At 68.9% G+C, this 21,036-nt stretch carries 17 protein-coding genes; 10 read left to right on the top strand and 7 right to left on the bottom strand.

Annotated features, from left to right (window positions below):
• The first annotated feature begins 1 nt into the window (after nt 1).
• The 6 genes from ACFSVL_RS44605 (at nt 2) to ACFSVL_RS44580 (ending at nt 7,582) form a co-directional block, all read left to right on the top strand.
• The gene (locus tag ACFSVL_RS44605; protein ID WP_378313912.1) at nt 2-1,156 is read left to right on the top strand and encodes an SPFH domain-containing protein; all 1,155 of its coding nucleotides are present in this window, start codon (nt 2-4) and stop codon (nt 1,154-1,156) included.
• Nucleotides 1,157-1,181: 25 nt separating this feature from the next.
• Complete coding sequence (locus ACFSVL_RS44600) at nt 1,182-2,315, top strand: hypothetical protein (protein WP_378313910.1); 1,134 nt, start codon at nt 1,182-1,184, stop codon at nt 2,313-2,315.
• Between the two features lie 176 nt (nt 2,316-2,491).
• On the top strand, nt 2,492-3,592 hold the full coding sequence (locus ACFSVL_RS44595) for a methyltransferase (protein ID WP_378313908.1): 1,101 nt from the start codon (nt 2,492-2,494) through the stop codon (nt 3,590-3,592).
• Nucleotides 3,593-3,655: 63 nt separating this feature from the next.
• Nucleotides 3,656-4,924, top strand: a complete 1,269-nt coding sequence (locus ACFSVL_RS44590; RefSeq protein ID WP_378313906.1) for a sensor histidine kinase — start codon at nt 3,656-3,658, stop codon at nt 4,922-4,924.
• 225 nt (nt 4,925-5,149) lie between these two features.
• Complete coding sequence (locus ACFSVL_RS44585) at nt 5,150-5,524, top strand: helix-turn-helix domain-containing protein (RefSeq protein WP_378313905.1); 375 nt, start codon at nt 5,150-5,152, stop codon at nt 5,522-5,524.
• A 114-nt stretch (nt 5,525-5,638) separates the two neighbouring features.
• On the top strand, nt 5,639-7,582 hold the full coding sequence (locus ACFSVL_RS44580) for a tetratricopeptide repeat protein (RefSeq protein WP_378313903.1): 1,944 nt from the start codon (nt 5,639-5,641) through the stop codon (nt 7,580-7,582).
• Nucleotides 7,583-7,803: 221 nt separating this feature from the next.
• On the opposite strand, the gene ACFSVL_RS44575 is transcribed toward ACFSVL_RS44580, so the two are convergent.
• A complete protein-coding gene (locus ACFSVL_RS44575; protein ID WP_378313901.1) occupies nt 7,804-9,018 on the bottom strand; it encodes a hypothetical protein in 1,215 nt (404 codons plus the stop codon).
• 191 nt (nt 9,019-9,209) lie between these two features.
• Here ACFSVL_RS44575 and ACFSVL_RS44570 point away from each other — a divergent pair, with 191 nt between their 5' ends.
• Nucleotides 9,210-12,194, top strand: a complete 2,985-nt coding sequence (locus ACFSVL_RS44570; protein ID WP_378313899.1) for a BTAD domain-containing putative transcriptional regulator — start codon at nt 9,210-9,212, stop codon at nt 12,192-12,194.
• 319 nt (nt 12,195-12,513) lie between these two features.
• Here ACFSVL_RS44570 and ACFSVL_RS44565 read toward each other — a convergent pair whose 3' ends face one another.
• From ACFSVL_RS44565 to ACFSVL_RS44545, 5 genes are read right to left on the bottom strand one after another with little or no spacing between them, the layout of a single operon-like run.
• Nucleotides 12,514-12,714: a ferredoxin gene (locus ACFSVL_RS44565; protein WP_378313897.1), complete on the bottom strand. Its 201-nt coding sequence runs from the start codon at nt 12,712-12,714 to the stop codon at nt 12,514-12,516.
• The gene (locus ACFSVL_RS44560) at nt 12,711-13,817 is read right to left on the bottom strand and encodes an NADH-ubiquinone oxidoreductase-F iron-sulfur binding region domain-containing protein (RefSeq protein ID WP_378313894.1); all 1,107 of its coding nucleotides are present in this window, start codon (nt 13,815-13,817) and stop codon (nt 12,711-12,713) included. The genes ACFSVL_RS44565 and ACFSVL_RS44560 overlap by 4 nt, the downstream gene beginning before the upstream one ends.
• A gap of 3 nt (nt 13,818-13,820) precedes the next feature.
• Nucleotides 13,821-14,366: a ferric reductase-like transmembrane domain-containing protein gene (locus ACFSVL_RS44555; protein WP_378313893.1), complete on the bottom strand. Its 546-nt coding sequence runs from the start codon at nt 14,364-14,366 to the stop codon at nt 13,821-13,823.
• The gene (locus tag ACFSVL_RS44550; protein WP_378313891.1) at nt 14,363-15,289 is read right to left on the bottom strand and encodes an FAD:protein FMN transferase; all 927 of its coding nucleotides are present in this window, start codon (nt 15,287-15,289) and stop codon (nt 14,363-14,365) included. The genes ACFSVL_RS44555 and ACFSVL_RS44550 overlap by 4 nt, the downstream gene beginning before the upstream one ends.
• Nucleotides 15,286-15,519, bottom strand: coding sequence for a hypothetical protein (locus tag ACFSVL_RS44545; protein ID WP_378313889.1), 234 nt, complete (start codon nt 15,517-15,519; stop codon nt 15,286-15,288). Before ACFSVL_RS44545 ends, ACFSVL_RS44550 begins: the two co-directional genes overlap by 4 nt.
• 103 nt (nt 15,520-15,622) lie before the next feature.
• On the opposite strand from ACFSVL_RS44545, the gene ACFSVL_RS44540 reads away from it, so the two are divergent.
• The gene (locus ACFSVL_RS44540) at nt 15,623-16,708 is read left to right on the top strand and encodes a glycosyltransferase (protein WP_378313887.1); all 1,086 of its coding nucleotides are present in this window, start codon (nt 15,623-15,625) and stop codon (nt 16,706-16,708) included.
• A gap of 698 nt (nt 16,709-17,406) precedes the next feature.
• Here the strand turns inward: ACFSVL_RS44540 and ACFSVL_RS44535 are convergent.
• Complete coding sequence (locus ACFSVL_RS44535; RefSeq protein WP_378313885.1) at nt 17,407-17,739, bottom strand: PadR family transcriptional regulator; 333 nt, start codon at nt 17,737-17,739, stop codon at nt 17,407-17,409.
• Nucleotides 17,740-17,845: 106 nt separating this feature from the next.
• Between ACFSVL_RS44535 and argG the strand changes: the two genes are divergently transcribed.
• Both argG and ACFSVL_RS44525 read left to right on the top strand, forming a co-directional pair.
• A complete protein-coding gene (gene argG, locus ACFSVL_RS44530; protein WP_344272209.1) occupies nt 17,846-19,294 on the top strand; it encodes an argininosuccinate synthase in 1,449 nt (482 codons plus the stop codon).
• A 117-nt stretch (nt 19,295-19,411) separates the two neighbouring features.
• Nucleotides 19,412-21,013 carry a DUF885 domain-containing protein gene (locus ACFSVL_RS44525; protein WP_378313882.1) on the top strand — a complete coding sequence of 534 codons (1,602 nt, stop codon included), beginning with the start codon at nt 19,412-19,414 and terminating at the stop codon, nt 21,011-21,013.
• The last annotated feature ends 23 nt before the right edge of the window (nt 21,014-21,036 follow it).

The following is a 21,036-nucleotide window of genomic DNA, read 5'->3' as shown; positions in this document are numbered from 1 at the left end:
CGTGGGCATCTTCGACAAGATCCGCGGCGAGTTCATCGACATCATCGAGTGGACCGACGACAGCCGGGACACCATCGTGTGGCGCTTTCCGCGCCACGAAAACGAAATCAAGATGAACGCGAAGCTCACCGTGCGCGAATCGCAGGCCGCGGTGTTCGTGAACGAGGGCCAGGTCGCCGACGCCTTCCCGCCCGGCATGTACACGCTGCAGACGCAGAACATGCCGATCATGTCCACCCTCAAGGGCTGGAAGTACGGCTTCGACTCGCCGTTCAAGGCCGAGGTGTACTTCGTCAACACGCGGCAGTTCACCGACCTCAAGTGGGGCACGCAGAACCCGGTCATCCTGCGCGACGCGGAGTTCGGCATGGTCCGGCTGCGCGCGTTCGGCGGCTACGCGATCCGCGTGGTCGAGCCGGTCGCGCTGCTGAAGGAGCTGGCCGGCACCGACCCGCAGTTCCGCACCGAAGAGGTGTCGGACTACCTGCGCAGCATGGTCATCAGCAAGCTCGGGCCCGCGATCGCGGCCGCGCAGGTGCCGATGCTCGACCTGGTCACCCAGCAGGACCAGATCGCGGGCAAGATCGCGAACGCGCTGAACCTCGAACTGCGCGAGGTCGGCATCGAGATCTCGAAGTTCCTGATCGAGAACATCTCGGTGCCGCCCGAGGTCGAGGCCGCGATGGACAAGCGGACCCAGATGGGCGTGGTCGGCGACCTCGACCAGTACACGAAGTTCCAGTCCGCGAACGCGATCGAGGCGGCGGCGAACAACCAGGGCGGCGCGGGCGAGGGGCTGGGCATCGGCCTCGGCATGGCGCTCGGCCAGCGCGCGGCCGGACCGCAGCAGCAGCCCGCCCCGCAGCAGTACCAGCAGCAGTACCAGCAGCCGCAGAGCCAGCCCCAGTACCAGCAGCAGGCTCCGCCGCAGATGCCGCCGCCGCTGCCGCAGGGCGAGCAGTGGTTCGTCGGCGCGAACGGCCAGCAGCTCGGCCCGTTCGACCGCGCGGGCCTCGGCCAGCAGATCTCGGCGGGCACGCTCGCGCGGGACACCCTGGTGTGGAAGGCGGGCATGGCGCAGTGGACGCCGGCCGCGCAGGTGCCGGAGGTGTCGGCGCTGTTCGGCGCGACCCCGCCGCCGCTGCCGCCGTCCTGAGCCGCATCAACCTTCTGGGGGACCCATGACCGACCCACGCTCCCAGCAGAGCGGCGTGGCCAATACGACCTATCCGTGCGGCGGCTGCGGCGCCCGGCTGGAGTTCGCGCCGGGCACCACGGCCATGCAGTGCCCGTACTGCGGATTCCGGCAGGAAATCGCCGCGGGCGACCGGGAAATCCGCGAGATCCCGTTCGCCGAGCTGGCGAATCTGGCCCGCAAGCCGGTGGGGTCGATCGGCAAGTACGTCTTCGTGTGCCAGCGGTGCGCGGCCAGGACGGAGACGAACGAAACCGCCAGCATGTGCCAGTTCTGCGGCGCGCCGCTGGTCATCGACCCGGGAGCGTCCGGGCAGCTGGTGCCCGAGGGCGTGCTGCCGTTCGCGTTCGACCGGCCCGCGGTGAGCACGCACCTGAAGAAGTGGACGTCCTCGCGCTGGTTCGCGCCGACCGCGCTGAAGAAGGTCACCACCGCCGAGTCCACGAAGAGCACGTACATCCCGCACTGGACGTACGACTCGCAAACGGTGTCGGTCTACACCGGTGCGCGCGGCGAGTACTACTACGTCACCGAGAGCTACTACGAGAACGGCGAGCGCAAGACACGCCAGGTGCGCCACACCCGCTGGTACCCGGCGCGCGGGCAGGTCGCGCGGAATTTCGACGACGTGCTGGTGCCGGCGAGCACCCAGCTCCCGTTGCCGGAACTGGACAAACTCGCGCCGTGGCCGCTGCTCGACTCCGCGCCGTACCAGCCGCAATTCCTCTCCGGGCACTTCGCGCTGCGCTACGACGTGGAGCCGGAGAACGGGTTCGAGGAGGCGAAGAACCGGATGGCCCCGGTCATCGCCGACGACTGCACATCCGACATCGGCGGCGACACCCAGCGGCTGAATTCGGTCGACACGCAGCACAACAACGTGACCTTCAAGCTGATGCTGCTGCCGGTGTGGGTCGCGACCTATGTGTACGCGGGGAAGAACTGGCAGATCCTCGTCAACGGCCGCACCGGCGAAATCCACGGCCAGCGGCCGTGGAGCAAGGTCAAGATCGCCGTCGCCGTGGTGGTCGCGCTGATCGTGATCGCGGCGATCGTCTACTTCATCGCGACCAAGGGCCACAGCACCGGCACCACCCACCATTCCGTTACGCACCACTGAGTTTCCCTCGAAGGATGTGATGTGCCGTGCTCATGGGCATGGTTCTCGGCGACCGCCGCTCCCGCGTTTCGCGGGAGCACGCGGGTTCGCCGCTGTCTTGACCGGCGGGCACCCTCGCCTGCTCCCCGCGAAGCGTCGACGGCTGACCAGCCCTTCGACCTTTCCCGGGAGCACTCATGTCCACCGTCCAGTGGACCGAAAACGGAATTCACCACACCGCTCGCTGGCATTCCGGAAACGGAACCCCGCCGCCGGGCCGCATCGCCGTCGTCGATGACCGGCTGACCGCTGCCGCCGCACTGCGTTTCGCCCGCGCCAGCACCGGAATGCTGTGGCGCGGCGACTTTCCCAACGCGCGGCAGCTCCTGCGCGCCATGGACCGGCGGCTCCCGCAGCCTTCGGGTTCCTTCGCCGAGGTGCGTGCAGCACGTTCGGAACGCGCGACACTGCTCGGAAAAGTCCTGGTCTCGGTGGAAAGCGACCATTCGCTGCACCTCCGCCGAGCCCCCGACATCCGAGCCGCCTGCCAGCACGCGTTCGACGGTTTACCCGGCACGCTGATCTCGTTGCGTGATCTTCTCGGCGCCCTCAGCGCTTATCAATGGCATCAGAAAGGCATCCATATCAAGGCTTTGGACGCACGGCTGTATCCGGCGTACAGCGTGTTCACGCCGACCCGCGCCGAGTACCTGGACCTGGTCGCGCAGGAACCGTTGCCCGGCAAGGGTTCCCCCGTCGTCTTCGATATCGGCACCGGTACCGGAGTTCTCGCCGCCATCCTCGCCCGGCGCGGTGCCGCCAAGGTGGTGGCGACCGACCTCAACCCGCGTGCCGTGCGCTGCGCCCGCGACAACCTGCGGCGGCTCGGCCTGTCCGATCGGGTCCAGGTCCTCGAAACCGACCTCTGGCCCGCCGGGCAGCGGGCTGAGCTGGTCGTCTGCAATCCGCCCTGGCTGCCCGGAAACCCGGCCTCGGCACTGGAACTCGGGATCTACGACCCGTCGTCCGCCATGCTGCACCGCTTCCTCGATGGCCTGCCCGGCCATCTGACGCCGCACGGCGAAGGCTGGCTGATCCTGTCGGACCTGGCCGAACACCTCGGCCTGCGGACCCGGGCCGAACTGCTCGCCCGGATCGCGGCGGCGGGCCTGCGGGTCGCCGGCCGCCGCGAGACCACGCCAAGGCACCGGCGCGCCACGGACAGTGCCGATCCGTTGCACGCACAGCGTTCCCGGGAGCGGACGGCGCTCTGGCGGTTAACCATGTCCAGAGCGTGACCCGGCGTTTCCACACTGGACTACACCAATCGAATATCCTCGCCGGAGAAACGGGGAGGGACGATGCCCGGACCGGGTTTTGCCGTACCACGCCGGGACTTCGTGCGGACGCTGCTGCATCGCGGCAGCCCGCCGGAACGCACCGACGCCGGGGAGGACCTCGCCGCGGTCGGCGACGCGACGCTGGCCCGCGCCGCGCGGTACTGGGTCGTCGTGCCGATCGCCTACCGGATCGCCGCGTTCGTGAAGGTGTTCATCGGCTTCGCCGCTGCCAACGGCAGCACCGGGCTGGTTCCGGTGCTGCCCGCGGCCGCGGTGGGCGTCGCCGCGAACGCCGCGTTCCTGTGGTGGCTGCTGCGCTCCGGCGGCCTGCCCGCGCGGCGCACGCGGCGGGTGCTCACCGCGGACCTCGCCTTCGGGCTCGTGCTGAACCTGGCGGTCGCGGTCCTCGCGCCGGATCCGGTGCAGCCGTTCGCGATCGACGTCACGTGGACGTGGCTGGTCGGTTCGGTGGCGATGTGGGCCGGGACGTCCGGCCTGCCCGCCGCGTTGCTGCTGCTCGCCGCCGCCGTCCCGGCACGCGCCGTGCTGACCTTGGCCGGCGGGCTGCCGCTGGACAATCCGCTCGCGATCAGCCGGTCGATCGGCTGCCTGGTCGCGCTGGCCGTGGCGATCGTGGTGGCCTGCGGAATACTGGTGCTGCTGGGCGTCGGCACCCGGTTCGCGCTCGACATCGGCCTGCGCCGCGGCCAGGAAGCCGAACGCAGGCGCACCCAGCGGCTGCTGCACGACAGCGTGCTGCAGACCCTGGAAGCGCTCGCGATCTCCCCGGCCGACGACGCCGACCACGCCGCCGAACGACTCGCCCAGCTGCGCTCGGTCGCGCACGCCGAGGCCGCCGAACTCCGCCGGAGCATCACCGAACCCATCGACCCGAGCACCAGACGCGGCTTCGTGGTCGAACTGGCCGACGTCGCCGCCGACATGGCCCGCGAAGGCCTCCGCACCCAACTCGTAGCCGCAGATTTCGCCGACGACGACCGCCTTTCCGCCGATCGCCGCACCGCGATGTGCGAAGCAGTACGAGAAGCGTTGCGCAACACGGTAAAACACGCTGGAACGAGCCGGGTAGTGCTCCGGGTAGAGGAACGCGACGGCGGCACCGCGGTGGTCGCCCGGGACCAGGGCTGCGGCTTCGACATCCGCGAACGCGGCCCCGGCTTCGGCATCCAGCAGTCGATCGAAGCGCGACTGGCCGAGGTAGGCGGCACCGGACGGGTGGAATCGACGCCGGGTAACGGAACCCGGGTAACGCTGTGGGTTCCGCATTGACCGACTGACCGCGGATTTTTCCCTCGATCGGGGAGAGCAGCGCGTATCCCTGAGTCACCAGCTCGCGGTGCTGACCATTCAATCCGCCGTGGGTGCACTTGCGTACGCACTTGCCGACAAACAATCTCCCCGCTCATGCACCCCGTTCGTAGGTTCACATTCCCTGCCCGCCAGCCTGATAATGGAGGGTCAAGCACGAGCACGCCCACCAGCGGGAGCGCTTGTATGGACACGCCGGACGAGGCAAGCACGAATCGGGTCGAACGGAATCGCCGGATGCTCGAATCCTGGCGGGCGGGCGCGTCGATCACCGAGATCGCCAGGGAACACGGGCTGTCCCTGAGCTGGACCGGACGGCTGCTGCGCCAGGAAGGCGCGGTACTGCCGGAGATCCGTCAAGGCGTGCGCCGCGAACTCGACGTGCCGAGGATAGTCCGCGAGTACGAGTCGGGGTCGACTATTCAGAGCATCGCGGACGCGCATCAGGCGTCCTACGGCACTATCCGTCGTTTGCTGCTGCGGGAAAAAGTGGCCATCCGCCCGCATGGCGGCCAGAACGCTCTCGATCGGCGCAAGCCCGACGACACCCCGCGTCACTGATCATCACATCGAGATGGGTGATTCCTGACTCGTTCAGGTTTCTTTTACCGGCTGGAACAGGTAGGGAGGAATAATCGGGGGTGTGGAATGAGTGAAACGCGGCCAGGGTCAGCGATGTCAGACAGACCGGTGCGCGCACCGGTCCAGCTTCCGCCCGCACCGACCGTGCTGCTCGGCCGCGCCGCGGAACTGACCCGGCTGGACGAAATCCGGCTCCGCTCCGACCCAGCCCCGTCCGTCGTCGTGCTCACCGGCGTCGGCGGGATCGGCAAAACGGCGCTCGCCCTGCACTGGCTGCACACCCACCGCGCCCGGTTCCCCGACGGCATCCTCTGCGCGAGGTTTTCCGCCGAGGGCACCGAGACCTCAGAATCCGCGAGCGGAATTCTGCACGGTTTCCTTGCCGCACTGGGCATTCCCGTCGACGAAATCCCCGACTCGCTCGCCCAGCGGGCCGCCGAATTCCGTGCGGTGACAGCGGATCGCCGGTTCGCCGTGCTGCTCGACGACGTCGTGCACAGCGCCGACGCCCGCGCCGTGCTGCCGTCCAGCGCGAACGCGTTCGTGCTCGTCACCAGCCGGTCCCAGCTGACCAGCCTCGCGCTGGACGGCGCGGAAATACTGCCGCTCAGCCCGCTTCCGGAAAGACCATCCCGCGAAGTGCTCGTCCTCCGTTCCGGCCAGCGGCAGATCAGCCAGGAGGACGCGGAAAACCTCCTGACCGCGTGCGCCGGTCTCCCGCTGGCGCTCGCCATCACCGGAGCGAGGCTGCGCGTCCGGCCGAGACGCAACCCACACCAGGAAGCTCGCCGCGGACGTGCTCGGCACTTCGGCGGTTTTACCGGTCTGGCAAAGGTTTTCGACGCCGCCTACGCCGCACTCGACGATTCGGCGGCCCGGCTCTACCGGACCTGCGGCATCCTGCCCGGCCCGCACCACGCGGTCGACGCGCTCGCCGACACCCTGCAGAGTTCGCCCGCCTACTTGGACGATGCCCTCGACGAACTGATCGAAGCCAATCTCCTCCACGAACTGGAGGACGAAACCGTGGCACAGCACGACGTCGTCCGCCACGATGCCCGCGTCCGCGCGGAACGCCAGGACGCCGAGGCCGATCGGCACTATCTCGTCCACCGCTACACCCGCTGGTACCGCGACCAGACCGTCACCGCGAGCGCACTCATCCACCCCTTTCGGCCGAACTTCGCATCAGAAACAGTTGCGGCGACGGATTCTTTCGCCGACCGCGATCACGCGGTGAGCTGGTGGCGACGGGAACGGCGCGTCATCAACGCCGTCGCGGAAGCCGCCTTGGCCCACGGCTGGGACGAGGAACTGTGGCAGCTCGCCGAAGCGTCGTGGGGATTTTTCTTGCACCACCGGGATTACGAATCCTTCCTCGAACTGTGCACGGCCGGGATCGAGGCAGCTCGGCGGTGCGCACAGCCGTTGGCCGAAGCTCGGTTGCACAGTCAGGTCGGCTACGTCTATGACCGGCTGAAACAGTTCGAGAAGGCTGCTGCCCACCACACCGCGGCACTCGAGATCGGCGACCGGGAACAGCACGGTCCGACGCAGGCCACAGCGCTGTCGCGGATCGCAAGAGACGCACGAGGCCGTGGCGACCTCGAAGGCGCGCTGGCCCTGTACGAGCGCAGCGCGGAGAAGCACGCCGAAATCGGGCTTCCGCGCGGCGTCGGCATGGCCCGGCGCCGTCGTGGGGAACTGCTGATCAAACTCGGGCGGGAAGAGGAAGCGGTGCGGGAGCTCACTGAAGCTGCCGCCATCATGGCGGAGGCGGACGATGCCGGTCAGCATGCACGCGCGGTCATCCCGCTCGCAGCGATCCACGCCCGGCGGGGCGATTACCGCCGGGCGCGCGCCGAACTCCTGCGGGCGCTCGAAGAGGTCGAACGCCTGCGGTCACCGCATTTCCAGGCCGAGGTCCTCACCGCGCTCGCCGACCTCGAAAGCGGACACGGCGACGAGGCAAGCGCCCAGCGCCATCTCGACGAGGCCCGCGGCCTCAGCGGGGATTCCGCCGAGCCGCCGCACTGACCACGCCACTCCGCCCGGCCAGCACACCGCCGCGGCGATAGCCCCCGGCCACTCCGCTCTCAGCTCGTCGGCCTCGCTGGCCGTCGCGGCCCGAGCGCCGCGACGGACCACGACGTCCGCAGTGGCCGAACGCCGTGGCCCGGCCCGGTCGACGTCGGCGACCAGCAGCTGCATTGAGCGACACCCGGGCAACGCGAGCCGGACGCACGCGCTGCCGGGGGTCACGCGTCCCACCCGGGCAGCGGCCGGGGCGTCGCCGGCAACGGTGGATAGGCCGGTGCGCTCGGTTCGGACAGCTCCAGCATCTGGTACATCGCCGACCGCAAAATCCCCGCCGAGCAGTCGATCCGCGAACTGACGGCAGGCAGCACCTCCGCGGCGAGCCGCGGGGCAGCGGTGATCGCGGCTTCCTCCTGCGCTTCGAGGGGCTGGTCCGCGTCCCATGGCTTCGTGCGTGCTCGCACGATGTCCGCGACGCTGCCGGGCCGCGGGTGTCCGTCCGGCAGCGACGCGAGTGTCACCGGCCTCCCCATGGCCGCCGCGTAGCCCGTGGTCGAGCCGTGGTCGCCGATCACCCAGTCAGCCGCAATCATCGTCGCCTGCCATCCCTGCTCGGGCGGGAGCACTCGCAGCCCGCGGCACCCGCCTAGCCAGGCGGTGATCTGCCGCCGTCCGTGCACCGCCCAGATGTTCGGATGCAGCACGGCCGCCACCGCGTAACAGTCTCTCGGCAGCGCATTCACGACCGCTTCGTACATCTTCGGGACACGGCCGAACGCCGAGTCAGTGAACCAGGTCGAACTCAACACCACCAGCCGTCTCGAACCGACACCCAGCGCCCGGCGGTAGCGCTCCCGCTGCCCGCTACCCGCCCACATCCCGTCAAGACAGAGGTCACCGGCCACGACCGCCGCGGGCACCGCCTCCGGGCACCGCTCCCGCAGCAGGTCGACCTCCGCTTCGGTGGCGAGGCCCAGCACCGCCGGAAGCACCCGCCCCCGGAAGGTGATCAGCTCGCGGTCCAGTCCGGTCGTTTCGACCGTCGCCCCGCCCGCCTTGCGGCTGAACCGGCGTGGCCGGACTCGCCCGACCCCGTGCTCGATCAGCATCAGCGGCCCACGCACCTGGTCGAGATGCCGGTGGCTGGCCGCGAGAACAAGGTCAAACCGGTGCGCCACCGCCTGCTCCCAGGGCAGTATCAGCCCGTGCTGTGCCCGCACGTACTCTTCGACCCCGGCCCACCGGTCGGTGCTGTGCGGCACGGTGAACATCACCTGCACCCGCAGATCCCGTTCGAGCAGCGAGATCAGCTCGACCAGCCGCGTCCCCGCCTGCACGGTCGGAACGACCGCCAGCACGGTCCGGCAGCCCGGCCGCGTCACCCGCGACGCGGCGTCGAGACCGATCGGACCGCGTACCCACACCTCGTGCGCCATCTTCATCCCCTCCGTCCGGAAACCGACGAACCGAGGCTGCGGCGCGGTCCTGACCGGGGACTTCCCGCCGCTGGACACAAAGCGGACCGAAACCGGACAAGACAATTCCCCGGATGATCGTTATCTCCAAAGCGGTCGCCGATTCACCGGATCAATGCGAAACTGGGCAGTCGACGAGGGAGGGGCGTCGAATGGACTTCGCCTACGGAATTCTCGGGCAGACAGCGATGCGGATGCACGGGAAGATGAATGAGCAGTGGGGACGGCGGCAAACCCGGAATATTCTCGGAATCCTGCTCACTCGGCCGGGTCAACGCTTTTCCGACGACGCCCTGATCTCCTGGCTCTGGGACGACGATCTGCCCGGCAATCCGCAAGAAGCCCTGTACAAGGCAGTCCACCGGCTGCGTCCTGCCCTCGCCGAAGCAGATGTGCCCGCCTCGGTCGCCCGGTCCGGCGACGGCTATCTGCTCGACCTCGACGGCGATCGCGTGGACGTCGACGTCTTTCGCAAAGCAATGCGGAAAGCACACGCCGCAGCGAGTTCCGGCGATCATGAAACGGCGCACGAATCAGCCTTGTCCGCCCTTTCCCTATGGCGCGACGAACCACTGGCAGGCCTTCGCACCGAACGCGCGGACAATTGGCGCGAGGACAACATAAAATCCATGTTGCTTCCCGCGCGAGAAATCCTGACAAGTCAATTGCTCGCGCTCGGCCGTCCCGACGAGGCCGCAGGACGGATGCAAGAACTGGCCCCCGAGCACGCCAGCCGCCTGGCTTTCGTCAAACTCCAGATCCAGATCTACTACGCGCTCGGGCAGTCCGAGCAGGCACTGGCCCACTACCTCGACGCGCATCGGCGATTCCACGACGCCGCGGACGACACCGCCGCGGCTGTGCTGCGCGCCTTCCACGACGAGGTCCGGGACAGCTACGAAAACCCTCCCGCCGCTGCCCTGCCCACCGCCCCGGCGCACCGGGCCGCGCCGCCGTCCCATCCGCTCCCCCGCGACCTCCGCGGGTTCATCAGCCGCACCCGCGCACTGGACACGCTGGACCGGTGGCTCCGGCCGGACTCGCCGGCCCGCTCGCCCGCCGTCGTGCTCAGCGGCCCGCCCGGCATCGGGAAGACAAGCCTCGCGGTCCACTGGGCGCACCGGGCCGCGAACTGGTTCCCTGACGGGACGATCTACCTCGACCTGCACGGCTTCGGCCCGGCGCCGCGGCTCGAACCGTCCGACATCGTCGACCGCCTCCTCCAAGACCTCGGCTACCCAGTCGACCACGTGGTGGACACGGCAGCCAGGGCCGCGGTGCTGCACCAGCAGCTGACCGACCGCTCCGTGCTGGTGATCCTCGACGACGCGGAGAACTCCGACCATGTCGACCAGTTGCTGAACGTGCTGTCCGCCTGCTCGGTGATCGTCACCTCGCGCCGCCGCCTCAGTGCGCTGGTCCGACGGCACGAACTCGCTGAACTCAGTCTGGAGCGCCTCGACGACCACGACTCGCTGGAGTTGTTCGTCCGGCGTCTGCGCGGCCGAGGAGAACGGGAACCCGACGCAGCACGCCGAATCGCGCATCTCTGCGACGGCTTGCCGCTCGCGCTCACCCTGATCGCTGAGAGTGCCGCGCGCCAGCCGGGGCTGAGCCTCGGCACGATGCTCGACCAACTGCGAGATCCGGAGATGCTCCTGAGCATCGGCGACGACGGCGACGACCAAAGCCTGCGCGCCGTATTCTCCTCGTCCTATCGCATGCTCGAACCACCGAGCCAGGCTGTTTTCCGGCTCTTCGGCCACCATCCCGGCGCGGAAATCCACGTCGACACCCTGCTGTCCGCCGCCGGGCGTCCCACAGCGGAAACCCGGCGGGCGCTCGAAACCCTGGTCGCTTTGCACTTGATCGACCGGCCAGGCGACACGGACCGCTACCGGATTGTCTCCATTTTCCATCGGTACGCCCAGACGCTGAGCGATCAAGACCACGACTCGCGGCCGTTGCGGCGCTTGCTGTCGCATTACTACTGCACCGCGCACCACGCGCACCGGATGGCGCACCCGCACCGCGACCGCCCGCCGCGACCGGATCCGGAACCCGGCATCCGCCCGACCGAGTTCAAGACACCAGACGCCGCGACGCAATGGTTCTTGCGCGAGCGAACAAATATCGTCGCGCTCACCGCTCTGGCCCTGGAGCAACGTCATTTCGAAATAGCCTGCATGCTGCCCCATCTCATTGCAGATACCCTTGACAAGTATGGTTTTTACGACGAAATGAGCACCGGATTCGCTATCGCGGCACGGGCAGCGAGGGCAAACAAGGATCCGCACGCGGAAGCGTCGACCCTGAACGATCTCGGCGAACTCAACCTCACGCTCAGCAACCACAAAACAGCCGAGCAAGCCCTGACGCAGGCGCTGGAACTCGCCACTGCCGACGGATCGCCCATTGGGGTGTTGACAATAAACATCAACTTCGCCCAGCTCTACCGTCACACCGGCTGCCCCGCCAAAGCGATCACACTCTTCCGCCGCTGCATCACCCACGCGCAGTGCAACCGCGACCTGGTCCGCGAGGCGAAAGCAGAGCAGTATCTCGGCGAGACTCTCGCTGACCTCGACCAGTACGAAAAGGCGCTGCCGCACTACCATCGCGCGCTCCACCTGCGTGCGCTGACTGGCGACACCGCCGGACAAGCCACGACCTACACGACACTCGCCGAACTCCATCTCAGAGAGGAACAGTTCGCCGTCGCACACCGGCATTGCCAGCTGGCGCAAGCCCAGATCGCCGGCGATCTCACCGCCACGATGCGGCTGCGCACCGTGCAAGCCCGGCTCGCCGCGGCCGAGCGCGATGATCGGGCCGCGTTGCGGTTGTCGCAGGAAGCGGTCGAACTGGCCGAGCGGGCGCACAACGCGACTGGTCAGGCTCGGGCGTTGGAAGCGTTCGCCGAGATCCTGTACTCGCGAGGGAATCGCGAAGACGCTGTCGACGCGTGGAGTCGCGCCGCGGCCTTTTACCGGGGCCGCGGCAAGGATGCCAAGGCTGATCGGGTCGAGGACCGGCTGGCGATGGCCCGGAGTCCACATGCGATTCCGCAGGCCAGGGACGGAGAGAGCACCGTGGCCATGCCAGCCCCTCGGAGGACAGCCACCCCGAAAGGGTGACGCATTCAGGAGGCCCTAGTCAGGCCGATCACCCGTGCGGCATTATCTCACCCAGCTGAGGGCTGTTATCACCTGCAGACAGGCACTCAGGGTAGATCACCCCGGGTCTCGATCACGCAGGAATCATGACAGCCCGATCGCAACGATATCCATGTTGCGCAGCGCACGAAAGATACTCATGATTCATGCAAGGAGATCCACTTGTCCCCCCTGGCGTCATTCTTGATCACCTTCACGCCGTTGGCACTCATGGCGCTGCAGGCCGTCAAGGATTGGTGGCGGTGCTGAATAGCCACTGAATCCGGCGCTGGCGTTGCAATTACAACGTTTTCCGTAATCGCAACGCCAGCGCCGGACAAGCCGCAGCCGCCCGTCGGGCTTCCGCCAGCAGCGTCTCCGGCACCGTTTCCCCGCGTACTACCGGGTAACCCCATTCGTCCACAGTGATCAGCTCCGGCAGGATCTCCGCGCACAAACCGTGTGCACGGCAAGCGATCGGGTCGACCGTCAGGCGGTTCATGCCACACCTGCCCGGGCTCGGCACGAGCCGGAGGTCAGGTGGGCTCGGACGTCGGCCGCGAAGACTCGCAGGGCGCTTGCGGCTAGGCGGACCGCGCCGTCCGGGTGGGCGCACGCGCCCCGTCCGCTGAGGAGCGGGAGGCGGCGGGCCAGTCGGCCGGTTGAGTCGCGGCCGGTCAGCAGGTCGGCGAAATCGGCGGCGATGGCGGGAAGTCCGAACATGCACGGTCCACATTGGCGGGCCGATTCGGCGGCCAGTCCGGAAAGGACGTTCGCGGTCAGCTCGATGCCGCAGCTCGGTTCCGGGAGCAGATACAGCGACGACAGGCCCGGTTCCCGTCCGAGCGGCAGCGGGTCGGCCAGCGAGCGCGGCATCCAGGTGCCGCCGTAGCCGCCGATCAGGACTGCTTGTGCGGCAACGGATCCGCCGGCGCGGGCGAGGATCGTGGCGATCGGGGTGTCGGCGGGAACCTCTAAGACACCGGGGCGGGTTACGGCGCCGGTGACGGTGACTAGATCAGTAGCGCGATAGCGGTCCGCGCCGGTTCGGGCGACGAGCGCGAAGTGGGCCAGGGTTTCGACATTCTGCACTAGTGTCGGACGGCCGCGCAGGCCGCGTTCGGTTGGGCGTGGGGATTTGCCGGTCGGGCGGGCATCGCCGGTGGCTAGGAAACGCACCAGGGCGGTTTCTTCGCTGGCGACGTATCGGGGTGGGACTGTGATCAGTTTGACCGGGGTGGCGTCTCGGCGTTCCGCTAGAGCCGCCTGAACACTTCGGGTTCTGTCGTGGAGACAAAGGAATGCCTCGGTCGCGCCGACAGCCTGAGCGGCGACTTGGATTCCGTCCAGGACCAGGTGCGGGGCAAGCTCTAGTAGCGCACGATCTTTGCTGCTGAACGGGTCGCTCTCGCAACCGTTCGCGACCACAATGGACCGTCCCGGTGCGACAGAGCGCAGTTTCACCGCGGCGGGGAAACCGGCTCCGCCTCGGCCGCGGATACCGGCGGCGTCGATCTCGTGGATCAGCGCGGCACGGTGCAGCGCGGGGAGTCTTCCGTGGACAGACAGGTGGGCAGAAAAGTCTTGCCGGTAAAGGGGAAGCACGAGTCACCTCCTAAGCGCGGCGTCCGGGCTAGTGCTGGAGAACCGCACGCTCGCGGCGGCCAGAACAGCGAGGAGACACGCGATGTCGAGTGCGATAAGCAGCGGACGCGCCTTGTCGGATGCGACGAGACCGACGCTGTGTGCGAGTGCGACGGGCCAGCACAGGTAGGCGAGCCAGTGCACTGCGCGCCAACACCGAGGCGGCATGCGGGTCCGCAGCAGGCTGGTCACGACGATGGCGAGCAGCAAATCCACCGCTACCGCACCGATTCCGATCCAGAAGGGCTCGTATCCCGAGACGAACGGAATGACGACGGCTAGCCAGCCGAGGTCCACATATCCGTCGACGACCGCGAAGACGATGTGTGCGGCCAAAAAGGCGAGACTGGCCAGGGCGAGATTCCGGTGCAGGTCCGCGAGGGCGAAACGGGGCCACCGCCGGGTCGAGAATCGCGCGAAGTTGAGGAATCCGAGCACCACCACCGCGGTCGAGAACACCAGCGCGACGATTCCGGCGGCACGGCTGGAATACCAGAGCGCGGAACTCACGACACACGCTCCCGGCGATCTCCCGGCCAGCCCGCCGTCGTCCGGACCGCGCCGCGCGAACTCACCAGCCGGGCGGGCAATCCCCGTGACCCGAGCCAATCCAGCGCCGCCACACCCAGCACGATCGACGCGGTGCTCGCCGTGTTGGCGTCCACACAGGACTGTGCCGCCACCGAAACCGTCCGCCAGCACGGGTCCGCTGATTCGCCCGTCCGCGGGTCGACGATGTGGTGCACCACGCGGCCGCCGCGGCGCCAAGTCCGCCGGGCAACGCCGGAGGTCGCCAGGCCGCCGCTGGTCAGCGTGATCGTGATGTCCGCGTGGGCTACCGCGTCGGTGTGGTCGTCGCTGATCGCGACTTGCCAGCCGCCTGCCGGAGGCGGTCCCGCGGCAGCCAGGTCGCCGCCGAGGTTCACCAAGACTCCACAACCGGCGCGCCGGGCGATTTCGGCGGCGGTTTGGTCTGCGGCAAGGGCTTTGGCGGTCGCACCCAGGTCCAGCGTCACGCCGCGCGGCAGCACGACGATTCGCCGGGCCGGTTCGAACAGCACCCAATGCGAGCCTGGCGCGGGGACTGGCACCGCGGCGGGTCCGTCGGTGATCTCGGCGAAGTCCCGGTCGTAGCCGAGCGCCGCCATCGACCCGCCAACCGTCGGGTCGACCAGGCCGCCGCTCAGCCACGCGGCCCGCAACGCCGCCGACAGCACGTCGGCCAGCAGCGGGCTCACTTCCACCTCCCGGCCCGCGGCACGGTGGAGGGCCGAAATCTCCGAATCAGTCCGGAAACGGCTGGCTGCCCGATCCAATTCGGACAGTCGCGTACGGAGCAGCGCGGTCGCCGGGCCGAGCGCCGCCTCTTCGGTGACGAGCACCCGCGCCGTCGTGCCCAGCGCGGGAAACGCCGCCGAATACGGCCCGGTCACGACGCGCCCGATCCGGTGTGCGCGTGGCCGGAACCGGAGCCGGGATCGTCCGCCGGCGCCTGCAACTGGTCCTGGGAGGTGCCCGATTCGGTGGACGAAGCGGCCGTCAGCCCGTATCCGATACCGCCGGCCGCCGCGACTCCGAGCACCGCCGCGACCGCGGTGACGAACGCGGTCCGGTGCCGGACGCGCGCCCGTTCCTCTTGCCGTCTCCTGATGAGCGGGTCCATGCCGGGGTCCTCTCCGGTGGTGGGAACACCCAGTCTCAGCCGCGTTTCTATGAACCCGCTGGGAGCGACCTGTCAGTTTGCTTCCAGTCACTACACTCCGCGCATGAGCACGGTCCTCGCGTGGGCGACGCTGACGGTGTGGACCGGACTCGCGTTGTGCCACAGCTGGTTCTGGCGCACCGACCAGCGCCTGCCCAAGCTGATCCCGCCGGACAGCTGGCCCTCGGTCGCCATCGTCGTCCCCGCCCGCGACGAGGCCGACCTCCTGCCGGACACCCTGCCCACCCTGCTCCGGCAGCGCTATCCGGGCGACGCGCGAGTCATCCTCGTCGACGACGGCAGCAGCGACGGCACCGCCGAGGTCGCCCGCTCGCTGACTGTCCCCCATGGACTCCCGCTCACCGTCACGAGCCCCGGCGAACCACCGGACGGCTGGACCGGCAAGCTCTGGGCCGTCGCACACGGCGTCCGCGAGGCAGGCGACGCCGACCTCCTGCTCCTCACCGACGCCGACATCGCGCACGACCCAGACTCGCTGGAAACCCTCGTCGCCGCGTCCAGCGACCGGGACATGGTGTCCCAAATGGCCGTTCTGCGCACCGAAACCTTCTGGGAACGGCTGATCGTGCCCGCTTTCGTCTACTTCTTCGCGATGCTCTACCCCTTCCGCCGCGTGAACTCCGCCCGCTGGCGCACGGCCGCCGCAGCCGGCGGTTGCGTCCTCGTCCGCCGCGAAACGCTCGAACGCGCCGGAGGCATCGCGGCGATCCGCGGCGCACTCATCGACGACGTCGCGCTCGCCCGCGCGGTCGCGGGTGCGGGCGGCCGGATTTGGCTGGGTTACGCGTCGAAGGTCCGGAGCGTCCGGCCGTACCCGCGGCTCGCGGACCTTTGGCAGATGGTGGCCCGCAGCGCCTACACCCAGCTCCGGCATTCGCCGCTGCTGCTGGCCGGGACGGTGGTCGGCATGATCGCCGTGTTCCTCGCCCCGCCGGCGTTCGCCCTGACCGGCGCGTGGCCAGCCGCCGCGGCGTGGGTGGTGATGGCGGCGACGTTCGTGCCGGTCGCGCGGTATTACCGGCAGCCGCTGGTCGCGGGACTGCTGCTGCCGTTCACCGCGGCGCTGTACACGCTGATGACACTCGACTCGGCTCGCCGCCGGGCCGGGTGGAAGGGGCGCACGTACTGAGCCGGGAGTTCATCTGCGCCGACGACGCCACGGGCGCATCGCGACCATCAGAGAGCCAAAGAGCCCAGCAATCGCAACTGGGGCGACAAGCGCGATCGTCACCAGCACTGCCCCGAGAACCACACACGTCAGCAGTCCCGCGACGACGACGAGACGACCGAGCTTCATGGCATTTCGGGTCCGCCGGTCGTCTGAGACCAGATGGATCAGCCAGTTTTGGTGCCTCAGAGCATTGCTGGACGACCGACGCTCCATCGTTCACCCACGTCCGTTCCGGCTCGCCCGCAACGCGCGCCGGAGGCTGGGAACACGAACCAGCACCCGCAGCGAGTGCAGTACTTGCGCGGACGTCGACGTACCGGATCTCGCCAGGTCATCCAGTTCAGAAAAGAAGATCTCCTCATACCTGAGCCGGTCCGCGGACGGCAGGAACGCCGCCGCCGACTTTGTCACCCAACGAGGAGACTTAGCGCGGACACCTCCCACCGGAGGCTCGCGCAGCGGTCCGACAGCCCGATGTTGCGGCCCGACGTGCTTTGTGGCCACGATATCCGACTGGTGGCGGCCCAATGTCGGATCGGGTTTCCTGATGCCGTTGACGCCACGAGAGTAGCGGTCCGGGATTGGATCGATCAGATGCACTTCTACGTCCGGATCCCGATCCGGCCACTTCGGCACCTGGAAGTTCCCGGGCTTCGTCACTGCGCACCGCCCAGAAGATCTGGCCGCAACTGCCTGAGCGCCCCCGCCGACGCCGCCGAACGATGCAAAGCCGCCCGGACAAGACCGATCGAATTCGGATCAAGCTGGTAGTACCGCCGGCGCGGACGCCCTTCAACCGCCGGATCGATCTCCTCCCACCGGCTGCGCAGCCAGCCGCACCCCTCCAGCCGGGCAAGAATCGGGTGAATCGTTCCGCTCGCGAGGCCCGCCTCCGAGCAGATCTCCAGGCCGTACCTCTCCCGGTCCGGCTCCGCCATGAGCACATACAGCACGAGCTGCGTCGGAAGCGTCATCTTCGGTGCCGTCATACTCTAACTCTACCTAGCCCCCTCCGACCCGCATACAGAAGCCGGGAGAGCGAGTTCACACCACCCGGGGATGCACGTTCATACATAGTCGTGCATAATCATTCCTATGTCCAAGGTGCTCACTTCCCTTCCCGTCGGCGAGCGGGTCGGCATCGCGTTCTCCGGCGGCCTCGACACGTCCGTGGCGGTGGCGTGGATGCGCGACAAGGGTGCGGTTCCGTGCACCTACACCGCCGACATCGGCCAGTACGACGAACCCGACATCGCGTCCGTCCCCGGCCGCGCGCACGCCTACGGGGCGGAACTCGCGCGGCTGGTCGACTGCAAGGAAGCCCTCGTCGAGGAGGGGCTCGCCGCGCTGACCTGCGGCGCGTTCCACATCCGCACCGGCGGCCGGGCCTACTTCAACACCACCCCGCTCGGCCGCGCGGTCACCGGCACCCTGCTGGTGCGCGCGATGCTGGAGGACGACGTCCAGATCTGGGGCGACGGCTCCACCTACAAGGGCAACGACATCGAGCGGTTCTACCGCTACGGCCTGCTGGCCAACCCCGGGCTGCGGATCTACAAGCCGTGGCTCGACGCGGCGTTCGTCGGCGAGCTCGGCGGCCGCAAGGAGATGTCCGAGTGGCTGCAGGCGCACGACCTGCCCTACCGCGACAGCACCGAGAAGGCCTACTCCACCGACGCCAACATCTGGGGCGCCACGCACGAGGCGAAGTCGCTGGAGCACCTCGACACCGGCATCGAGATCGTCGAGCCGATCATGGGCGTGCGGTTCTGGGACCCGGCGGTCGAGATCGCGCCCGAGGACGTCACGATCGGCTTCGAGCAGGGCCGCCCGGTGAGCATCAACGGCAAGGAGTTCGGCACCGCGGTCGAGCTGGTGCTCGAGGCCAACGCGATCGGCGGGCGGCACGGCCTCGGCATGTCCGACCAGATCGAGAACCGGATCATCGAGGCGAAGAGCCGCGGCATCTACGAGGCCCCGGGCATGGCGCTGCTGCACGCGGCGTACGAGCGGCTGGTCAACGCGGTGCACAACGAGGACACCATCGCCAGCTACCACAACGAAGGCCGCCGCCTCGGCAGGCTGATGTACGAGGGCCGCTGGCTCGACCCGCAGGCGATGATGCTGCGCGAATCGCTGCAGCGCTGGGTCGGCACCGCGATCACCGGCGAGGTCACGCTGCGGCTGCGGCGCGGCGAGGACTACTCGATCCTCGACACGTCCGGCCCGGCGTTCAGCTACCACCCGGACAAGCTGTCGATGGAGCGCACCGAGGACTCCGCGTTCGGCCCGGTCGACCGGATCGGCCAGCTGACCATGCGGAACCTCGACATCGCCGACTCGCGCGCCAAGCTGGAGCAGTACGCGAGCCTCGGCATGGTCGGCGGCACCTCGCACCCGAAGCTGATCGGCGCCGCGCAGGCGGCCGCGACCGGCCTGATCGGCGCGATGCCCGAGGGCGGGGCCGAGACGATCGCGTCCCGCGGCCGGGCCGACGACGTCGAACTGCTCGACCGCGCCGCGATGGAATCCGGCACCGACTGAGCTTTTTCCCACGGATGCCCGCGCCGGACCACCGGCGCGGGCATTCTCTATATACCAGCGTTCGCACCCCGCTAACGTCTCTATATTCGGGCCGAGCCTCCCGGCTAACGTGGCGGCGTGACCCCGATCTTCCAGCTGTCCGCCGACCACGTCACCGCCGAGGCGGCGCTCGACCCGATCGCCGCGACCCTCGACGGCGTGACCACCGACGCGACCGCGCTCACCGACTTCACCCCGGACGGCTTCGCGGCCCGCGCCGACCTGGCCCGGCGCACCCTGGCCACGCTCTCGACGCTGACCGCCGAATCGCGCACGGACCGGATCGCGGCCGCACATCTGCGGGACAGCCTCGAAGCCGAACTGGCCTGGCACGAGCTGGACGAGCCGTTCCGCCAGGTCCAGGCCCATTTCGGCACGCTGAACATCCTCGCCGATTCGATCCGGCTGCTGCCGCGCGGCGACGCCGACGGCTGGCACGTCGTCGCGGTCCGGATGGCCGGCGTCGAGACGATGCTCGACGGCTGGCAGAAGACGCTCCAAGACGGCCTCGACCGCGGCCTGCGCGCGGCCCGGCGGCAGGCGCTGGAGACGGCGGCGCAGGCCGACCGGTACGTCGGTGTCCACAATGCACTCGTCGAGGAGTACGGCGACGGACCGCAGGCCGACGAGCTGCGCGCCGCCGCCGATACCGCCCACCGCGGTTACGCGTCCCTTGCCCGGTTCCTGCGCGAGGACTACGCCCCGCACGCCACCGAAACCGACGGTGTCGGCGCGGAGCGTTACGCCGTCGCCGCGCGGCTGTCCCTCGGTGCGGACATCGACCTCGCCGAGGCGTACGAATGGGGCTGGGCGGAACTTCAGCGCATCGAAACGGAAATCGCCGCGGAGGTCGCGAAAATCCAGCCCGGCGCGAGCGTGCCGGAAGTGCTCGCGCGGCTCGACGACGAATGCGCGGTGCTCGGCGAACAGTCCTATTTGGACTGGCTACGCGCGGCGCACGACCGTGCGCTGGACGCCGCGAGTGAGCACTTCGACATCCCGGAACCGTTGCGCGCCTTGGACGTCACGCTCGCGTACGGCTCCGCGTCCGGTTCGCCGTACTACACCGGGCCCGCCGAGGACGGCACCCGTCCTGGCCGCACGTGGTGGCCGCTCGGCGGCCGAGAGCGCTTCGCGACCTGGTCCGAGCTGACGACAGTGTTCCACGAAGGCGTTCCCGGACATCATCTGCAGATCGGCGTCGCCAGCCTGGCCGGGGACTCGGTCAGCCGGTACGCGCGCGTGCATTCGTCGAGCGGTCACGCGGAAGGCTGGGCGCTGTACGCCGAGCGCCTCGCCGACGAACTGGGCTGGTTCTCCGAGCGCGGCACCCGGCTCGGCATGCTCGCCGGCTCCGCGCTGCGGGCCGCGCGCGTCGTGATCGACCTCGGCTCGCACCTCGACCTGCCGCTGCCGGACGGTTCCCGCTGGGACTTCGACACCGCGTGCCGGTTCCTGCACGAGCGGGGGCTGGCCGCGCAGCACCGCGTGCACGCCGAAATCGTGCGCTACCTCGGCTGGCCGGGCCAGGCGATCTCGTACAAGATCGGCGAACGCGCGTGGCTTCAGGCGCGGGCCGAGGCCGCCGCCAAGCCTGGGTTCACGCTGCGCCAGTGGCATCGCGAAGCGCTGGCGGTGGGGCCGGTTGGGCTGTCGGCGTTGCAGGAAGCGCTGCGTTAGCTCGTGAGTGTTTATCCCGGTTA

Source organism: Amycolatopsis silviterrae (genome assembly GCF_042684085.1).
GTDB classification, from domain to species: domain Bacteria; phylum Actinomycetota; class Actinomycetes; order Mycobacteriales; family Pseudonocardiaceae; genus Amycolatopsis; species Amycolatopsis silviterrae.
This window is presented reverse-complemented; position numbering and strand designations above follow the sequence as displayed.